Annotated in this window: 19 protein-coding genes and 1 tRNA gene; 10 read left to right on the top strand and 10 right to left on the bottom strand. The window is 43.9% G+C overall.

The features are described 5' to 3' along the window. The first annotated feature begins 125 nt into the window (after positions 1-125). A tRNA-Ser gene (locus QZ918_RS03665) sits at positions 126-214 on the top strand. Between the two features lie 414 nt (positions 215-628). Here the strand turns inward: QZ918_RS03665 and QZ918_RS03660 are convergent. Then, entirely contained in the window at positions 629-1567 is a 939-nt protein-coding gene (locus tag QZ918_RS03660; protein ID WP_293331458.1) for a serine hydrolase, read from the bottom strand. A gap of 109 nt (positions 1568-1676) precedes the next feature. On the opposite strand from QZ918_RS03660, the gene QZ918_RS03655 reads away from it, so the two are divergent. Both QZ918_RS03655 and QZ918_RS03650 read left to right on the top strand, forming a co-directional pair. Further along, positions 1677-2438, top strand: coding sequence for a C40 family peptidase (locus QZ918_RS03655; RefSeq protein WP_293331179.1), 762 nt, complete (start codon positions 1677-1679; stop codon positions 2436-2438). 187 nt (positions 2439-2625) lie between these two features. Then, positions 2626-3630 (top strand): glycosyltransferase family 2 protein, encoded by a 1005-nt coding sequence (locus tag QZ918_RS03650; RefSeq protein ID WP_293331455.1) that lies wholly within the window; start codon positions 2626-2628, stop codon positions 3628-3630. A 269-nt stretch (positions 3631-3899) separates the two neighbouring features. Here the strand turns inward: QZ918_RS03650 and QZ918_RS03645 are convergent, their stop codons facing one another. After that, a complete protein-coding gene (locus QZ918_RS03645) occupies positions 3900-5069 on the bottom strand; it encodes an IscS subfamily cysteine desulfurase (RefSeq protein ID WP_293331176.1) in 1170 nt (389 codons plus the stop codon). 96 nt (positions 5070-5165) lie between these two features. Between QZ918_RS03645 and QZ918_RS03640 the strand changes: the two genes are divergently transcribed. Together QZ918_RS03640 and QZ918_RS03635 are read left to right on the top strand one after the other, a co-directional pair. Continuing rightward, positions 5166-5834 (top strand): hypothetical protein, encoded by a 669-nt coding sequence (locus QZ918_RS03640; protein WP_293331173.1) that lies wholly within the window; start codon positions 5166-5168, stop codon positions 5832-5834. Positions 5835-6001: 167 nt separating this feature from the next. Then, positions 6002-6577 carry a hypothetical protein gene (locus tag QZ918_RS03635; protein WP_293331170.1) on the top strand — a complete coding sequence of 192 codons (576 nt, stop codon included), beginning with the start codon at positions 6002-6004 and terminating at the stop codon, positions 6575-6577. Between the two features lie 81 nt (positions 6578-6658). On the opposite strand, the gene QZ918_RS03630 is transcribed toward QZ918_RS03635, so the two are convergent. From QZ918_RS03630 to QZ918_RS03595, 8 genes are all read right to left on the bottom strand, one after another. After that, entirely contained in the window at positions 6659-7087 is a 429-nt protein-coding gene (locus QZ918_RS03630; protein ID WP_293331167.1) for a hypothetical protein, read from the bottom strand. Between the two features lie 103 nt (positions 7088-7190). Next, a complete protein-coding gene (locus QZ918_RS03625; protein ID WP_293331164.1) occupies positions 7191-7697 on the bottom strand; it encodes a hypothetical protein in 507 nt (168 codons plus the stop codon). Positions 7698-7720: 23 nt separating this feature from the next. After that, positions 7721-8413: a hypothetical protein gene (locus QZ918_RS03620; RefSeq protein ID WP_293331161.1), complete on the bottom strand. Its 693-nt coding sequence runs from the start codon at positions 8411-8413 to the stop codon at positions 7721-7723. A 51-nt stretch (positions 8414-8464) separates the two neighbouring features. Next, on the bottom strand, positions 8465-8884 hold the full coding sequence (locus tag QZ918_RS03615) for a hypothetical protein (protein WP_293331159.1): 420 nt from the start codon (positions 8882-8884) through the stop codon (positions 8465-8467). A gap of 170 nt (positions 8885-9054) precedes the next feature. Continuing rightward, positions 9055-9387 (bottom strand): lysozyme inhibitor LprI family protein, encoded by a 333-nt coding sequence (locus QZ918_RS03610; protein ID WP_293331156.1) that lies wholly within the window; start codon positions 9385-9387, stop codon positions 9055-9057. Between the two features lie 7 nt (positions 9388-9394). Continuing rightward, a complete protein-coding gene (locus QZ918_RS03605) occupies positions 9395-9961 on the bottom strand; it encodes a hypothetical protein (protein WP_293331153.1) in 567 nt (188 codons plus the stop codon). Positions 9962-10232: 271 nt separating this feature from the next. Then, positions 10233-11729, bottom strand: a complete 1497-nt coding sequence (locus QZ918_RS03600; protein ID WP_293331150.1) for a calcium-binding protein — start codon at positions 11727-11729, stop codon at positions 10233-10235. A gap of 55 nt (positions 11730-11784) precedes the next feature. Continuing rightward, positions 11785-12297, bottom strand: coding sequence for a hypothetical protein (locus QZ918_RS03595; protein WP_293331147.1), 513 nt, complete (start codon positions 12295-12297; stop codon positions 11785-11787). A 15-nt stretch (positions 12298-12312) separates the two neighbouring features. Between QZ918_RS03595 and QZ918_RS03590 the strand changes: the two genes are divergently transcribed. The 5 genes from QZ918_RS03590 (at position 12313) to ldpA (ending at position 17281) form a co-directional block, all read left to right on the top strand. Then, positions 12313-12474 (top strand): hypothetical protein, encoded by a 162-nt coding sequence (locus QZ918_RS03590; RefSeq protein ID WP_293331144.1) that lies wholly within the window; start codon positions 12313-12315, stop codon positions 12472-12474. A gap of 223 nt (positions 12475-12697) precedes the next feature. Beyond that, complete coding sequence (locus QZ918_RS03585) at positions 12698-12868, top strand: hypothetical protein (RefSeq protein WP_293156643.1); 171 nt, start codon at positions 12698-12700, stop codon at positions 12866-12868. A 298-nt stretch (positions 12869-13166) separates the two neighbouring features. Next, positions 13167-14498 (top strand): four-carbon acid sugar kinase family protein, encoded by a 1332-nt coding sequence (locus QZ918_RS03580; protein ID WP_293331141.1) that lies wholly within the window; start codon positions 13167-13169, stop codon positions 14496-14498. A 270-nt stretch (positions 14499-14768) separates the two neighbouring features. Beyond that, positions 14769-15905, top strand: coding sequence for an RNA-guided endonuclease InsQ/TnpB family protein (locus QZ918_RS03575; protein WP_293331138.1), 1137 nt, complete (start codon positions 14769-14771; stop codon positions 15903-15905). Between the two features lie 221 nt (positions 15906-16126). Beyond that, positions 16127-17281: a circadian clock protein LdpA gene (ldpA, locus tag QZ918_RS03570; protein ID WP_293331135.1), complete on the top strand. Its 1155-nt coding sequence runs from the start codon at positions 16127-16129 to the stop codon at positions 17279-17281. The last annotated feature ends 307 nt before the right edge of the window (positions 17282-17588 follow it).

Raw genomic sequence — 17588 nt, 5'->3', positions numbered from 1 at the left:
CCCGGGAGATTGGGAGAATTTTTCCTTTTTCGATCAAACGTATACAGCGAGAGTGATTCAGGAATTTTTGGTTTAGGGGTTGGCAAGACGAGGATGTGTGTGCTATTATTAGTTACCGTCATCTTGGAGAGGTGGCTGAGTGGTCGAAAGCGGCAGATTGCTAATCTGTTAAGGGTGTTAACATCCTTCGAGGGTTCAAATCCCTCCCTCTCCGTTCTAAAAGCTCGTTCCCTAGGAACGACTCAACGTAAAAAAGGTACGTAGTTGCGCTTCAGCGCTCCGGCATTGCTAATTTGCGGTATAAAGCAGAGAAAAAAAGGTACGTAGTTGCGCTTCAGCGCTCCGGGATTGCGAATTTAAGGTATAAATGAATCAAAAGGAATCAAGGTGAAAAAATAAAACAAACCAGTGAGTCAATATAGCTGAATTTTCAAGTTATCCATTTTCCTACCCTGATTAAGTAATGCCCAGCGCTCTTTATAAGATTAGGAAAGAGCGCTCAAGCGCAACTACGTACCTTGCCCCAAGCGCGAGCTGACCTTAAACCAACGAAAACAAAATTACCATTTCCCTATCCGAATAGATACTGTATTTGAATTAATTTAGCAGCAATCATCAGCTACCGAATCTAATCAAGTGCCTTCATTGCTTCCACAAACTGCCGCGAGATAAAAGGCAAAATCTCTTCATTTTTGCTATTCTCTTTACCCTCGGTAAAGACAACTAACAAATAGGGCCGCAAACCAGGTATCTCAATATAAGCAGCATCGTGCCGCACTTGACTTGTCAACCCCGCTTTTGACCACAATTTTGTATTTTCTGGTAATCCGCCACCTAAAAAACCTGTAACTTGATTTTCGGGATCTGCTTCTAATGCTGCTGGTTCTAAACTGCGTTTCATTAAACCCATCATGTCTTGCGATGCTTGTGCAGAAACAGCTACGCCACCGATGATAGTATGCAGCAAACGCGCCGCTGCATTTGTAGTCAGCATATTCCTATTTTCCATTAATTCTCCCACAAATGCTCGCTCGCGACCGTAGGGGCCGTCGCACCAGGTTTTTTGATTGGCATTAATGTTTTTTAATTCTGGCCAATCTAATGATTGAAAGTAACGGTTGATGAGGTTTCGCTGCTGTTTCCAAGTTTCAAAGGGGCCTGGTGATAATTCGGGGCCGCTGGTGGTACCCGTGAGGGCGTCTACTACTAAGCTGGTGGCGTCGTTGCTGGAGTCAACTATCATATCTCGGACGGCGCGTTCTAATTCCGGCGATGTTTGAATCATGCCTTTTTGTGTCCATTCCCAGATGGCAACAAGGTAGAATAGTTTGACGATGCTGGCGGGATAAATTCGTTCGGAAGCCCTGGCGCTAAAACCTCGCGGTTGATATTTCCAAAATTCTTGTGGACTTAGGGCGCCACCTGTGTTGACTCGCACTGGCGGATCGTAGACGATCCAGGTTACTGCTGTACGATCGCCCTTCAATCCTGTAAATTCTGCCTGGACTGCATCTATAATGCTACTGCCGAGGGTTTCTAATTGTTCGTCTTTGTGGAAAAATGTCATGGTTAATGGTTGACTGCTGACGATTAACGGCGGTTGGCGGTTGGCTAATGGCAATAAATCGTTAAGTGCGAACAATTAATAGCAAATAATTAGCAATTAGCAATTAGCAATGGTCAATTATCAATTATCTGATGGTGTGGAGTATCGAGCGCAATCGCACATAAATATTTACGATTCCCCAAAGTGCGATCGTTTGGCCACTCAAGCAGCCTTGGGGCGACATTTGCTCCTTTTTGACCCCCCCCAGCCCCCCCTTGTTAAGGGTGGGAGAGATGGCATAGATTCCCTTGTGCAGGGGGATACAACGGCTGTGATGGTGCGGCTGTGCGAAGACGATTATCCGGGATGGCTGGATCTTCGAGATATTGAGTTGCTCGAAGTCACAGAAACAGTGTATCATCCTCTGGTGCTTTCTGAGGCTCAAATTAGGGATAAATTGTCGATCGCAATTACCTTTACTCGCGAGGCGATGCAGCAATCCAATTATTACCTTTGGGGCGGTACAGTCGGGCCAAATTATGATTGTTCGGGATTGATGCAAGCTGCTTTTGTAGCTGCGGGTATCTGGTTGCCGAGGGATGCTTACCAGCAAGAAGCTTTTACTACATCTATTATTAGTGTTAGTGCTTTAGAACCGGGAGATTTAGTGTTTTTTGGTACGCCAGAAAAAGCAACTCATGTAGGATTGTACCTCGGAGATAATTGCTACATTCACAGTTCTGGAAAAGTACAAGGTCGCGACGGAATTGGTATCGATGTTTTGTCGGATAATGGGGATGCAGTCAGCAGAGCTTATTACCAGCAATTGCGCGGATATGGTAAAGTTGTGGCAAGTTATCAACCTAGTGGACAGTTGACAGTGGACAGTTGACAGTGGACAGTTGTAGGGGCGGTGTCCCCGTACCCGCCCTATTTTAGTTAACAGTTAACAGTTGACCAATGACCGTTGACTAATAACTAATAACTAAAAACTAATAACTAATAACTAATAACTAATGACCAATGACTAATGACTAATGACCAATGATTAATGACCAATGATGTTATCTAACAAAGCAATGGACGCTGCATTATTTTTGGAAAAATTGGCCGAACAGCAGGCTGCAACTGAGGTGGCGATCGACGTTTCGGTCGTGGTGCCAGTGTATAATGAGGTGGAAAGTTTGCCTCATCTGATTGAGGCGATCGCCTCTGCGATTCAACCCTCTGGACTCAGCTATCAAATTATCTGTGTAGATGACGGTTCTAAAGACGGTTCTGCTGACCTTCTCAAGCAGCTAGCCGGTAGTCGCGATGACCTTTGTGCTGTGCTTTTGCGCCGCAATTACGGGCAAACTGCTGCCATGTCGGCAGGTTTCGATCGCGCGACAGGCCGTGCTATTGTTACCCTAGACGGCGATTTGCAAAATGACCCTGCTGATATTCCGGTGTTGCTGGAAAAGTTAAATGAAGGCTACGATTTAGTTAGCGGTTGGCGCAAAAATAGGCAAGACAATACGATCAGCCGCCTGATTCCGTCTAAAATTGCTAACTGGTTAATTGGTCGCGTTACGGGCGTAACTTTGCACGACTACGGTTGTTCTTTGAAAGCTTATAAATCTGAGTTAGTTGCAGACTTAAATCTCTACGGGGAGTTGCACAGATTTTTGCCGGCTTTGGCGTTTATTGAAGGTGCGAGAATTGCAGAGATTCCGGTGCGACATCACGCGCGCCGTTTCGGTCAAAGCAAGTACGGCATTTGGCGGACTTTTCGGGTATTGATGGATTTGTTGACTATTTCTTTTATGAAGAAGTTCTTGACTCGACCGATGCACGTTTTTGGACTTTTGGGAATGAGTTCGATGGCGTTGGGAACGGGTTTAGGGATTTATTTGACGATCCTAAAATTGGGTTTTGGTAAAATTATTGGCAACCGTCCTTTGCTGATTTTAGCTGTGGTTTTGTTGTTGACTGGCGTGCAGTTATTTTGTTTTGGTTTGTTGGCAGAAGTGATGATGCGGACTTATCACGAGTCGCAAGGAAAACCGATTTATCGGGTGCGTGAGGTGTTTGGTTCTAAATAAGAAATTGATTTGTATTGAATAAAATTTAGTCCTCTAAACAAGTTTGTAGTGAGGACTTTAGTCCGCAGGTTCGTAGTGAGGACTTTAGTCCGCATCCATCAGGTTTGTAGTGAGGACTTTAGTCCGCATCCATCAGGTTTGTAGTGAGGACTTTAGCCCGCATCCATCAGGTTTGTAGTGAGGACTTTAGTCCGCATCCATCTAAGAACTGAAGTCCGAACGATCGAACCAATTTTATTGTAGTCGATCGCCCGGACAAGGTATTATATTTAACTCATGACTTTTTGAGCTTGGCGGAGAGATTGAATAGTTGCGATCGCATGTTGAGACACTGCATCTATTTCAGCAGCAGTATTGAACCTACCAATCCCGAACCGAATTGAAGCGTAGGCTAATTTGTCCGATCGCCCGATCGCTGCTAAAACATGAGATGGAGATATTTTCGCCGAAGTGCAAGCAGAACCAGAAGAAACTGCCGCCGCCGGTTGCAAACCCAACAGCAGCGCTTGACCGTCAACGCCCCCTACACTAATATTAAGATTCCCCGGCAATCTCTTCGTCGCGTGACCGTTGATATAAACATCGCCCAATTCATTCAAATTTTCCCACAAACGCTGCCGCAAATTCACAACTCGTTCTGTTTCCGCCTCCATTTCGGTAATCGCCAATTCTACAGCTTTAGCAAAACCGACTATTTGCGGTGCGTAAAGAGTTCCCGATCGCATTCCCCTTTCGTGCCCTCCTCCGTGCATTTGTTGTGCTAGCTGTACCCTCGGCTTGTTGCGGCGCACGTAGAGGGCACCGATGCCTTTTGGCCCGTAGATTTTGTGTGCAGTCAAAGACATCAGATCGATGTTCATTTCCTCTACGTCGAGGGGAATTTTGCCGATCGCCTGGGCCGCATCCGTGTGAAACAAAATGTCATTCCCGCGACAAATCGCAGCAATTTCGGCGATCGGCTGAATCACACCAATTTCGTTATTAGCCGTCATCACAGAAACTAAAATTGTCTCGGCATTAATCGCTTTAATCAAATCTCCAATATCAATTAGTCCGTCGCTTTTCACAGGTAAAACCGTAATGCTAAACCCCAATTTTTCCAAATATTTACAGGGATCAAGAATGGCATTATGTTCAGTTTGTACTGTGATAATGTGCTTTCCTTTACTGAAATAGGCTTCAGCGACGCCTTTAATCGCTAAATTATTTGCTTCCGTTGCACCGCTAGTAAAAACAATTTCTTCAGGAGAGGCATTGATCGCTTCTGCTATGATTTGTCGTGACTGTTTTACCGCTGCTTCTGCTTCCCAGCCGTAGACGTGGTTGATGCTGGCTGCGTTGCCGAATTGTTCGGTAAAATAGGGCAGCATCGCATCAACTACTCGTTTGTCTACAGGGGTTGTGGCGTGGTTGTCGAGGTAGATAGGACGTGCGGACATAGTTTGGTTTTGGTTAAAAAAGGTGTTAGGTTTATTGTAGACGAGCCCTTTGTTCTACAAGAAAACTTTATATTTAACAAATATTTGTGAAGATTTATGCGACCTGACATTCAGGGATTAGAAATTACTGTCGGTGAGATCAAGCACCTCAGCGGCGCGGGGCCCGATCGCGTATACCGGCCTGCGACTGCGACTAAGTTTGCCCGCGAAGCTTTAAAAACAGTCGGTTTAATTGTTTTGGTTCTAATTAGCTGTTGGCTGCTGGTATTGATATTTCCTAGGGTTTATTTGTTGTGGTTGGCCCTGCACTTGGGTGCGATCGCCGGTTTGATCCTGGAAGATGCCTGGAAAATTTGGTGCAGCCGGAACCAAGATTTAATCCATCTTTTTGATGATGTCGATCGCTATAATGGTATAATCAAAGCGATCGAAATTAATGACCGGATCGAAGATGCTGGCAATCCGAACGTCAAAATAGGCGATCGCGCAAAAGTTATTAAAGCCTTGCAGCTCATCAGAGAGGATTTGGTTCGAGCTTTGAAAACCGAGAGGATTCTCAGGGAAAACAAAAAATTTGTCGATACTAACTCAGAACTGTTTGCCAATAATTTAAGAACTTTGAATGCCCTGCAAATTAGCGATCGATCGAGCCAGCAGGGGCGATTGCTAAACGAAGCTTTGCAATTAGCCTTAAGAGTTCAATCAGAAATGAAAGAGTTGCAAAATCAAGATTTTGCGAGCAACGTAAAACGCGATCGCTTTTAGATAACAACGTCTTTAAAAAATTGGGTATCTTGGTGTGCTATGTTTGCTATATTGGTCTACTTATCCCTTTAATAATTTAGGATTGCTATAGCTACCAACTGATAGATCGAGTTATTGGAAGGTTAAAGTTGAGGCCGTCATTATTGGTGTACCGTGGGGCGGAGTTGATGATGTTTAAAGCTACTTCTTGGATTGGTTACTCTTTTAGTCTGACAGTTTTAGCTGCGAGTGTGGTAGTTGTGGGGCTCGAAGGGGCAATCTCTTCCACCTTTTCCATCCAATCCATCGCTTCACAAATTGCCCAAAAAACGAATATCCCTATTTTATTGCCATCTGAAGATGTAATTCAGAAGTATGAATCCAAGGCTAATTATGCTTACGTTAGTACAAAATCGCAATACTATGACTATGATGTCAATTTTAATAATGAGCCAGGAAATCCTGGAAATGCAGCTCTTCGCTTTTCAATCAAAGCAAAGAAAGATGGTAATATAGACAGAACATCACCTGACAAAAAAGCTAATTTTAAAGACATTCGACTACTCAACGGTTCTAATGCGTTACTAATTCAACAATGCGGTGCCGCTTGCTGGTCATGGTTACAATGGAAGCAAAACGGAGTATTGTACGAAGTTTGGTCAAAAACACGCACGCCTGAAACTGCAATAGCGATTGCTAACTCTGCAATTAAAGCAGGCGATCGTAGACTCAAAGTAAGTGCCGATCGTGTATTTACAAATTAACATTTAGTTATGCCTCTAACGCTGCATTTTAAACTATTTCTGGCGCAGCTTTTACTGTGCATACCTTATTTGCGATCGATTTCATCTAAGCCAACAAATTGATTTATCTCGCAATTGGAGGCAGGTTACGATCCGTTGGTTATTCTTCAGGCGACTTTCTCTCTCTTCCTCAGAAATCTGCTTTAAAGTTGTCGGATGGCGGAAATAGTTTGTGCTACAAACGCCATCAATGCCAATGCTGCCATCGGCACAAGGTTTTTCTCCGCGCCCCTGCAATCCCCATGTCATTTTTGTTCGCACGCCATCTTCCCAGCGCAAAGAGCTCGCTCCTCCTCCAGCCCAAGAAACCGACTCATAGATGCAGGTTTGCTTGAGTGCTACCTTGTCTCCCCGAAACAACCAACAGGAAACAGGTGTTGACTCGACTCTCCCGGCTCGTGCGGGAAATACAACTCCAATCATTATGATTGGTAGCAAAGCTAATAGTTTTTTCATCGATCGCCATTTCATGATTTTTTCTTGCTGTTTGCTAAAATGCCTGGTTTGTGCGATCGCCTATCGGTGTCTTGACATGAAAAAGGCGATCGAACCGTTGCTGTCTGACTGCTACTTCTTAACGATTAAAATCTTGATAACTCCGATTGTAATGATAAAGTAAAGCTTCTCCAAAACCTTTTTGAAAGTTGCGGTTATATCGTTCTAGATAGGCATTAAGTCGTTCTGGTCTGATCCCATCGCTATAAATTGAATAACTGTACTCACCACGTTCGTACAAAGCCATTCCCTCATCAAAAGTAACATTAATCCTTAAATCACCTCTGCCATTTTTGGGTCGTTGTATCCAATATTTAGGAACATTACGATCGTTCTCCTGCGAGCAAATGATTACCAAATAATTTTTACTTTCTGCAAACTCAAGAATAATAGAGTTTGATGGACATTTGGTAAATATTCGACGGGTAGGTAAGTTACGGATGTTGTCTCGAATCGTAGTTCTACCAATGCTAGGCAACGGAGTTGTGGGCGCGTAGTCTCTTTGTATTTCTTGGGCAGAAGTAGGTAAAGAACCCACACCAAATGTCAAGATCATTACTAAGCTAAAAATGGATAGCTTTTTCATAATTTATCGTCTCCTTATTCCAATTATTTTACAAAAGCAAATGACGAAACCACTAGATTAAATACCTTTTGTTCAACAGAACCAATATTTTGGCGTCCAAAGTTACGAGTAGAGATAGTAACATTGTTTCGCCGATCTGGGCTAAAGAAGCTGGCTGTCAAATAAGTATCTGCATCATCTATGTTTCCGGTCAGACTAGACTTAGTAATATAAACGAAAGCTTTTTGCTTAGCAATAGTTGTTTCTCTAATATTTTCTAACCTCAGAGTAGTTGAACTAAGTTCAGGAATCAGACGAGTTTCAGAAGTTGCTGGTTCTACTTTCACCCACACAGGTAAAGTTCCATAACCACAATCAAATTGCCTGATCCTTTTACAGCATTCTAATAATTTAGTGTCAGCAGGATTATTTAGGATTATCATCAAAGTCTTATCATCTTGCGTTTTTTCATTCCGATAGTTAGTTGGAATATCAAACGATAGATAAAATTTATCGTCTTTAATTTTTCTGGTTTCTTTAGCTGGAGTAATTCTTGATGAGCGTTCACATTGATTTTGTGCTTGAGCTGTTTTCAACTCACCGGGTAATCCTGCTGCTAGTAAGCTTTCAGTTTTCGTTGCTAAGCCCACGCTGTGCTTTGATTCGACCAAACAATCAACACCTAAAATCACAAATGTTGCAACTGCGCCGAAAAACACTCTACCTTTTTTGATCATTTTCTTTGTATCCTTTGTAGTTGATATCACAAACACAAGTTACTTGTCAGATTACAAACATCCTTCAATCGCCTCAACTTCAGGAATTTTACCAGATCTGAAGCTGGTTACCAGATTTTTGCTGGTCTCAAAAATGATACGGTAATTTTTGTCAGCCGCGTCTTTAGGTACAAAAGTTAAATATTTCCCATTAAGAGGTGGTCTACTTACATAAGGATGAGGAGTTGCTTGAATTTGCCCAGGATATAGAGAAAAAATCTGCTCTTCAGTATCCCCAATTTTTGCACCTTTGATGGTAGTTATGCGCTCATTGTTAATATCCACTCTGGCAATGCGACCTTTTGTTACCATCAAGCTAATTGCTTTTGGCTCGACCTGTGGCTTAAAATAGAAACATCCATACTCTTCACCACCACTTTGGGTTTTGACTAATCTAACTCTAGCAGATTGTGAGGCTTCATCAACTGTCATCCCTACTCGGATCTGTCCAATTCCATTTAGTGCTAGTTTCGAGTTTTCTGTTAGTTGCGCTTGAGCGTTGACTGATGTTACCCACAGACAAATAATAACAATTGTGGCAATTACCAAGGTTACAAATTTAGTTGAACTGTTTAACTTTCCCATCGTTCGCTCTTGTTCCTTTATCTCTGTAAATATTTCTCTAATTCCGCTGTACGTTTGTCTGTCTCGCTAGCAAGACAAGCATCGCGAACACCTGCATAGGCACTACCCGCAGGTGTTATTCTGCCTTGGTCTTTGCAACTAGCATCGCCGCGCTGAATCCAAGCTAGTTGTTCGTTAATCAATTTTTCTCGCTCGCGCCGATTCAACTTCGATGATATTACTTGCTTGTAGACTTCATTAAGTCGGCGATCTGCTTGTTGATAAAGAGCAGGTGCACAATTGTTTATTTGAGCCGTCGTTTGAGGTTGCTTGCAAACAGCAGGTTCGTTATCTAAGTATCGCACTTTCATATTTACCTCAATTTTTTTGTTTTATTTCTCTTTCCGAATGCAGAATACGACGGATTTGCTGCTTAGTCATAAAAGGGGCTACCAAACAACTAAGCCTTAAGCATCCTGTGCCTGGTCGATCTAAAAATCTAACTTCAGTATCTTTTCCATAAGTTTGATAAGTACCTGCACCACCTCCCCAATAAAATCTGATTGCTTTGCCAGAATTTACATACCTATCTGCCGCAGCATAATCAATTTCTCCTATTCCACTTTTGATTGGTGGATAGCTAGATAAACCTTGTTTGAGGATATAAGCTGTAGTATTATCGCCCCCTGGATTGATGTAAACATAGCCATTCCTAAACTCGGCAGGTAGGTCGTAATCGTAATTGACAAAACGCCTGCCACCCCTTTCTACAAATTCCCTCCAAGTAATAAGTTGAGATTTTTGCTGTTGAGCAATTATTTGCGATCGCCCCTCCAATATCTGTTGGTTTGTCAATGGAACTGGCCCTTGTGCCAAAACCGATACCGAAGCAGTACCCAACAGCGCCAACCAAACCATCAAGGTCAAAATCGATCGCCCTTTCACACTTTTTCCTCTCTGTTTACTAAAATGCCTTGTTCCGCACCCAAGCGCCTTAACTGCACTGCAACTGCTGCAACACCTCAAAGCCTCTATTTATCTGTCAGCCTCAACCCGCTACTTTTATGCAAAATGCCGATCGACTGTTGCAAAGCTTTACAGATAATTCCTAAGTTGGGTGAGACTGCATCTAAAAATATCATTCGGTTAATGATTAAAATGGCAGGGCTTATGGATTTTATACAGCAGCCCCGCCCAAATGAATCCGGCTGGTTTACTAGCCTAAGTTCAAGGCTGAATCTGTCAGAGATATAGTGAAAGTAGCGGTCTGGATAGCTCCAGACGAACTATTAAGAACATTACCTAAAATATCGCCGTTAGCTAACTGAATTAATGTGTTGCTGCCAGAGGTAACAAAGCGCAGTTCAGTTAGGGAAATGTTACCTGCGATCGCAATTCGATCTCCCTGACCAAAATCAGTAATTCGATCTGCCAAATTAAAGTCGCGCTGTCCGGCTTCAGAAGAAACGATCAAAACAAATGTATCTGAGCCACCACCGCCAGTAAGAGTATCCGAACCAATATCACCAATCAAAATATCGTTACCGTCACCGCCAATTAACAAGTCATTGTCTCGGCCACCTCGCAAAAAGTCATTACCTAAGCCACCTTCAAGCGTATCGTTGTCTCGACCACCGCTAAGAATGTCATTTCCGTCGTCTCCAAAAATCCGATCTTCATCTTTGCCACCACGTAGCAAGTCGTTACCACCAGCACCTCTCAAACTATCTGCGCCAGTGTTTCCGTTGACTGCATCATTGCCAGATGAACCCAGCACGGTGTCATTTCCTCCGAGAGCAAGTACGCCACCAGGAAATTGAGAAGGGCTGTTTTCTGGCAAGTTAACCGTATCATTTTGAGCCGTTAATGAGCGGAACTGGTTGTTAGTTACACCTCTAGATGCTGCTAGAGATATACTGTTAAAAGTGTCCAACAAGTTAACGTCGGTAATAATTCTGGCAGTGGGTGTTGGACTGGGTGTTGGACTGGGTGTTGGGTTGGAGGTAGGATTAGATAGGGCAAGGGTGTATTTGGTATCAGAACCACCTGAGTTTCTGACTTTAACAAAGTAAGTGCCTGCACCTAAACTGCGAGTAATTGAAGCAGTGGAACCGCTGCTACCAAACTTATCGGTAATATACTCACTGGAATCCACTAGACCGTCGTTATTTTTGTCTAGATACAGTTCTGCGTAAGCACCTTGAGTTAAACCATTTAAAGTGAGATTAAAGTCAGCAACGCTATTAAGATTGAAGCGGTAGTAATCTGCTGGGTCAGCTCTACCTACGAAGTCATTAAAAGTGCGAGTACCGCTAAGGATACCTATGTTAAGAGCATTTCGAGAAGTGTTACCGGCTGGATCTCCTATCCCAGTGGGAGTGTTAGACAGGTTCAGAGTATATCGAGTATCAGAGCCACCTGAGTTTCTGACTTTAACAAAGTAAGTACCTGCACCCAAGCTGCGAGTAATTGAGGCAGTAGAACCGCTGCTACCAAAACTATCGGCAATATACTCATTGGAATCCGTTAGACCGTTGTTATCAGAATCTAGGTAGAGTTCTGCATAAGCACCTTGACTCAGACCGCTCAACGACAAACGAAAGTCACCAACATCGGTAAGCTTAAAGCGGTATAAATCATTGGGTTCCGCATTGCCTACAAAGTCGTTAAAAGTGCGGGTATTTGTCAGATTGCCAACTTCAAATGTAGCCATTTTTCTTTCTTTCTCCTAAAATAAATAGTTGAATTGGTAGGTAATAGATGCAGCTTCAGTAACAAGGATGCAAGGAACTTACCCCCTGCCGAATTTTCGACCACTCCGACACCAGTCGCGTTTCTGAGGGTTGTATTCTGCGGTAGCCCAATTCGGGATGGCGGGTGTAGAATACGGCATCTGCTACTTTATCGAGCACGGGACTGGATAAAGAGATAGTTCTTCCCTGTCTCCCCCCGCCCTCACCGTCATACTTAGAAAGCAACCACTCGTAATTCGTCGAGTTTCTACCGCAGGCATCCTGGTAAAGCAAGTTATCGTTGCTCACCACTTTTTTGATAGCCGCCCATTCCTTGATATACTGCGTTTCATCGGAGCGGATTTTGCGACGATTCAATTGTGGATGCAGATTGTAGAAAATAAAGTCTGTTAGCTCATCGATCGCTTTTTCAGGTGCTCTGTTAGATGCAATCTGCACCGCATCCGCAGCGGGATAGGTGACGGGTTGTGCCATCGCTTTCATGGAAAAAAAAGGGACGATGATTAATCCCAATATCAAATATTTCATTGCATACCGAATTACATGAATTTGGAGTTGAAGGAATTAGTAGAAAATGCTTTATGCACTGCACCCGATCGAAGCATCCTAACTACATCGAAACAAATCGATGAGAATGTTCAGCAGAAAACACCCGAACATTACCACGATCTCAGAAAAAGCGATCGCCGCAAATACTTGCTCTAAACTTTTCACCTTGCAGCCCAACCAAAAATTCAGCGCTGCGACAGATTTTCGCGATCGCCTTTAATTTTGAGAGTGCAAACAATAAAGCTTTTGTGTTTGGATAACAATTTATTTGATGAACTATTATTCCACTGTTACTGCATTACTGCATGATTTTTTAGTATTTCTTAACAAACTCAACAATAGAGCATCACTCCAAGCCTAAGCCCTAAAGTCCCCACGTTTGCTTTTTGGGGAAAAGCGATCGCTGCATCGGGGTATGTGTGGCAAGGGAACGCGCGCCGGGTTCCCGGAGGTTTGGACGATCGCCAACCGTTTGGATTACGTAAATAGGTTGTTAGCGCAGCCCTCGAAGAGGATCGCACTGCGTACCAAACATCGAGTTTTTGCGTAATTTCGATCGAAGAAGAATGTTGGAGCAGTTCTCGATCGAGTAAGCTGAGTCTAAAATGCTCAGATTCCCGGAACAGAGTTGATTCACATCGGAATATTTTAATCAGCTTGACTTTAGTGCTGTATGTCGTAAAACAATATTAGTGACTTATATGCTACTGGATTAACCGATATCTTTTACTAAAGAGAATTGTTAAGAAATACAACCAGAATTGTAAATTTCCCGAATTGTAAATTTTTTGATTGGATCTAACGGCGTCAGGATATGTTAGAAAGGTGACGTTAACAACCAGGTCAGTATGTCTTCTACCAAACCAAAGATTATAGTTCTCGATGACGATCCCACAGGTTCTCAAACCGTGCACAGTTGCTTGCTGCTGACACGTTGGGACGAAGAAACCCTGCGTTTGGGACTGCGGGACAAGTCCCCGATTTTTTTTATACTGACAAATACTCGATCGCTGACTCCCGAAACAGCAGCGTCCGTCACCCGCGAAGTGTGCCAAAATCTCAAAAGGGCGATCGCGATCGAAGAAATCGAAGACTTCCTAATCGTTAGCCGTTCCGATTCTACCCTGCGCGGTCACTATCCGATCGAAACCGATGTAATCGCCGAAGAGCTCGGCCCCTTCGACGCTCATTTTCTAATTCCCGCCTTTTTTGAAGGAGGCAGAATTACCCGCAACAGCGTGCATTACCTGATGGTTAACAGTGTCGAAACCCCCGTGCACGAAACCGAATTTGCCAAAGATTCAGTCTTCGGCTACCATCACAGTTACCTGCCAGACTACGTAGAAGAAAAAACCCAAGGTCGAATTCATAGTGATACTGTCGATCGCATTTTACTCGCCGACATCCGCTACGGGAGTTTAGATAGATTGATGGAGATGACAGACAACCAATGTGCAGTTGTTGACGGCGAAAGCCAAGGCGATTTAAACACATTTGCCAAACACATTCTCGATGCAGCCAGTCAAGGCAAAAAGTTTTTATTCCGCAGCGCGGCGAGTATTTTAACATCCTTAGCTGACCTCGGCAACCAGCCGGTAGCAGCCGACGAAATGGCAGAATACGTGAAAGACGGCAAACCTGGTGCAGTAATAGTTGGTTCCCACGTCAAGAAAACGACCGATCAATTGGAACGCTTGTTAGAAGAACCCAATACAGCTAGCATTGAAATAGATGTATCTCAGTTAGTAGAAGATTCGCCAGAGTCTCGCGCTCAACTCCTCAATGAAATTCTGGAAAAAGTTCGCACTGCTCATGCAGATGGCAAAACGCCTGTAATTTATACCAGCCGCCAAGAACTAGAATTTGAAAATGCCGAAGTCCGGTTAAAATTTGGTGCTGCTGTTTCTGCTTTGTTGATGGATGTCGTGCGGGGATTGCCTGCTGACATCGGTTTTTTAATTAGCAAGGGCGGGATTACTTCTAATGATGTGTTGAGTACAGGTTTGTCGCTGAAAAGTATCAGGCAAATCGGTCAAATTATTCCAGGTTGTTCTGTTGTAAAAACTGAGCCAGATCATCCTCTATTTCCCGATTTACCAGTCGTTTTGTTTCCTGGAAATGTCGGTGACAGTAATGCTTTGGCCACGGCTTACAAGCGACTGAGCAAGCATTCTAGCTAGTTGAATTTCCGATTAACGCAGATGAATTGAGTTCTAATCAGGGGGAACAATGTTCATCTGCGGTTTTGAGCCACTCGACACCAACTGAGCAAAAAAAATCTCTCTTTTACTTTTTCTGTGTCAACACCATCAAAATATGGTATTTTACAGAGTCTTTATCAGAAAATTGGGGTTAGAGCCTCCCCCTTGTAGGGGGACTTTCTCCATATTTCTGAAGAGAAAAGAGTTCCTATGATAAATGTGTTACTGTAGGAATAGGAGGAAATTAAGATGCTTGTTCTCGAATTCAAGGCTTACGCAAAACGGGATCAATTCCAGGCCGTCGATGAAGCGATTAGAATTTGTCAATTCATTCGCAACAAATCGATCCGACTGTGGATGGATGGTGGGGCTAAATCTTGGTTCGATCTCTCTAAATATTGTGCGATTTGGGCAAAAGAATTTGATTTTGCAAATAAATTAGGTGCGATGGCCAGGCAGGCTAGTGCAGAAAGAGCATGGGCGAGCATTTCCCGCTTTTACGATAACGTCAAAAAAGGCATCAAAGGTAAAAAAGTCGGGTTTCCTAAATTCCAGAAAGATTGTCGTTCTGTTGAATACAAAACTAATTCTTGGAAGCTTTCATTCGATAGAAAATCAATCACATTTACTGACAAGTGTGGGATTGGTAGGCTGAAGTTAAAAGGGACTCGCGATCTGAATTTCTATCAACCAGACCAAATTAAGCGGGTACGGTTGGTAAAACGAGCAGATGGATATCACGTCCAGTTTTGCATCTCTGTAGACCGACTAGAAACCGCTCCAATGACAGGTAAAACAATTGGATTAGATGTCGGGTTAAAGGAGTTTTACACCGATTCAAATGGTTGGATGGCTCCTAATCCTAGATTTCTGCGTAGAGGTGAAGCACGATTGAAACGTGCCGGGCGTCTTGTAAGTCGGAAAGTCAAGGGTGGGTCAAATCGCCGCAAAGCCAGAGTGATTTTAGGTAAACGACATCTCAAAATAAGTAGACAGCGTAAAGACCATGCTATCAAATTGGCAAGGTGCGTAATCACATCAAACGATGTAGTAGTTTATGAAGACTTGAGAGTGTCTAACCTGGTAAAAAATCATTGTCTGGCCAAGTCAATCAGTGATGCTTCTTGGTATCAGTTCAGAGTGTTCTTAGAATACTTTGGGAAAGTGTTTGGTCGGATTACCATTGCGGTAAATCCTGCATACACCAGTCAAGAATGCAGTAATTGTGGGGAAGTTGTTAAAAAATCTCTATCCACTCGCACCCACACTTGTCAGTGTGGATGTGAAATGGATAGAGATCGTAATGCCGCAATTAATATCCTTAATCGCGGGATAGGTACGACGGGGCACGTCGGAACTTCTGTACTCGATACAGTAAACGCTTAGGGAGATTGGATCTCTGGATCTGGTGCAGCAATGTTCTTGATTTAAGTCTGGTCTAGGATCTAAGAATCCTCGCGCGTTCACGCCGGGAGTGTCAAATATAGAGCCAACAGCCCTAGAAATACTGCTATCAGTAGCATTTCCCGCTTGTATCAAATTAAATCTTAAAATTAAGTAGTAACTAACACATAGCAATTTTTAGCCCAAAACGTTAAAATATAACGGTGACAGAACATTATCATCCACTAAACTCATTAAAAGGCGGCCATTGGTTCAAGCTGATCTGTGGGGCCAGCTTTCAACACCTGCCGGCGGTTCGGAATCTCACATTGGCTTACACCTTGGCAGGTGCTGACTGTATTGATGTCGCGGCAGATCCCGCCGCCGTCGCAGCAGCGAAAGAAGCCCTACAAGTTGCCAGCGAATTACAGGCAAAAACTCAAAACCGCAGGTTGGGCGGGGAAGGGTTGCCGCTGCTGATGGTGAGTTTAAACGATGGGGAAGACCCGCATTTTCGCAAAGCCGAATTCAACCCAGCCGATTGTCCGGCGGACTGCTGGCGGCCTTGCGAAAAAATATGTCCAGCCGAAGCAATAGTTTTTCAGGGTGCTAGCGGCGGTGGTTTTTCCGGGGTGATAGACAAGCAGTGCTATGGCTGCGGTCGCTGTCTGCCTGTTTGTCCGAGCCAACTGATTTTCACTCGTTCTTACGTGTCTGCTCCGGCGGCGATCGCACCTTTAATCTTACAATCCGGTGCGGACGCCCTAGAAATTCACACGCAAGTAGGCAGAGAGGCAGATTTTGCGCGACTTTGGTCGAGCATAGCTCCGTGGGTCGATCGACTCAAGTTAATCGCAATTAGTTGCCCCGATGGAGACGGTTTGATTGATTATTTGCGGACACTCTATCAAATAATTTCCCCCCTTCCTTGTCCTCTAATTTGGCAAACCGATGGTAGGCCGATGAGTGGAGATATTGGAATCGGAACTACTAGAGCCGCGGTCAAACTCGGTCAAAAAGTTTTGGCGGCCGGGTTGCCGGGATACGTCCAACTTGCAGGCGGCACGAACGATCGCACTGTCAGCAAGCTCAGAGCCTGCGGACTGCTTTTGGATGGCGGAAAAAAATTGTCGGTTCCTCCTGTCCAATACATTGCAGGTGTAGCTTACGGCAGCTATGCCAGGGTTTTGCTATCGCCAATTTTAGAACAATTAGAAACAATGCAAACCGATCGAGCTTGTGCCGTTCCGGTAGCAGTCCCTTGCGGCGCAGCCGAAGTTCAAACACCTCGGTTGACTCAGCTCGAAGCCGTCCCAGAACTTCTCTCGGAGGCGGTGAGTTTAGCTCGTTCTCTAGTTTCTCAAATCAAAAGTTATTAGTTGTTAGTTGGTAGTTGGTAGGGGCGGTGCCCCCGTGCCCGCCCTCTCTTAGTTGTTAGTTGTTAATCAAAAAAACTGACAACTGATAGCGAATAACTGTTGTTTGCGAAATCGCGATCGCACTTGCACCCTGGTGAAACCCGGTTTCTTAGTATATTTCTCGTTACCCAACTCAAAACTCGTAGAAACCGGGTTTCTAACCCCACGCGCAATCCGCAATCCGCAATCCGCGAACTGTCAACTGTCAACTGTCAACTGTCAACTGTCAACTGTCAACTGTCCACTGTCCACTGAACCGAACACACCG

It is taken from the genome of Microcoleus sp. CAWBG58 (assembly GCF_020883045.1).
Classification (GTDB): domain Bacteria; phylum Cyanobacteriota; class Cyanobacteriia; order Cyanobacteriales; family Microcoleaceae; genus Microcoleus.
Note: the sequence above shows the minus strand (reverse complement) of the source record. Positions and strands in the feature narration are given on the sequence as shown.

Coding starts and splice junctions, on each gene's coding strand:
- QZ918_RS03660 (WP_293331458.1), bottom strand. CDS start 1,567: ATGACATTTTTCCACAAAGACGAACAATTAGAAACCCTCGGCAGTAGC.
- QZ918_RS03655 (WP_293331179.1), top strand. CDS start 1,677: ATGGTCAATTATCAATTATCTGATGGTGTGGAGTATCGAGCGCAATCG.
- QZ918_RS03650 (WP_293331455.1), top strand. CDS start 2,626: ATGGACGCTGCATTATTTTTGGAAAAATTGGCCGAACAGCAGGCTGCA.
- QZ918_RS03645 (WP_293331176.1), bottom strand. CDS start 5,069: ATGTCCGCACGTCCTATCTACCTCGACAACCACGCCACAACCCCTGTA.
- QZ918_RS03640 (WP_293331173.1), top strand. CDS start 5,166: ATGCGACCTGACATTCAGGGATTAGAAATTACTGTCGGTGAGATCAAG.
- QZ918_RS03635 (WP_293331170.1), top strand. CDS start 6,002: ATGATGTTTAAAGCTACTTCTTGGATTGGTTACTCTTTTAGTCTGACA.
- QZ918_RS03630 (WP_293331167.1), bottom strand. CDS start 7,087: ATGAAATGGCGATCGATGAAAAAACTATTAGCTTTGCTACCAATCATA.
- QZ918_RS03625 (WP_293331164.1), bottom strand. CDS start 7,697: ATGAAAAAGCTATCCATTTTTAGCTTAGTAATGATCTTGACATTTGGT.
- QZ918_RS03620 (WP_293331161.1), bottom strand. CDS start 8,413: ATGATCAAAAAAGGTAGAGTGTTTTTCGGCGCAGTTGCAACATTTGTG.
- QZ918_RS03615 (WP_293331159.1), bottom strand. CDS start 8,884: ATGACAGTTGATGAAGCCTCACAATCTGCTAGAGTTAGATTAGTCAAA.
- QZ918_RS03610 (WP_293331156.1), bottom strand. CDS start 9,387: ATGAAAGTGCGATACTTAGATAACGAACCTGCTGTTTGCAAGCAACCT.
- QZ918_RS03600 (WP_293331150.1), bottom strand. CDS start 11,729: ATGGCTACATTTGAAGTTGGCAATCTGACAAATACCCGCACTTTTAAC.
- QZ918_RS03595 (WP_293331147.1), bottom strand. CDS start 12,297: ATGAAATATTTGATATTGGGATTAATCATCGTCCCTTTTTTTTCCATG.
- QZ918_RS03590 (WP_293331144.1), top strand. CDS start 12,313: ATGAATTTGGAGTTGAAGGAATTAGTAGAAAATGCTTTATGCACTGCA.
- QZ918_RS03580 (WP_293331141.1), top strand. CDS start 13,167: ATGTCTTCTACCAAACCAAAGATTATAGTTCTCGATGACGATCCCACA.
- QZ918_RS03575 (WP_293331138.1), top strand. CDS start 14,769: ATGCTTGTTCTCGAATTCAAGGCTTACGCAAAACGGGATCAATTCCAG.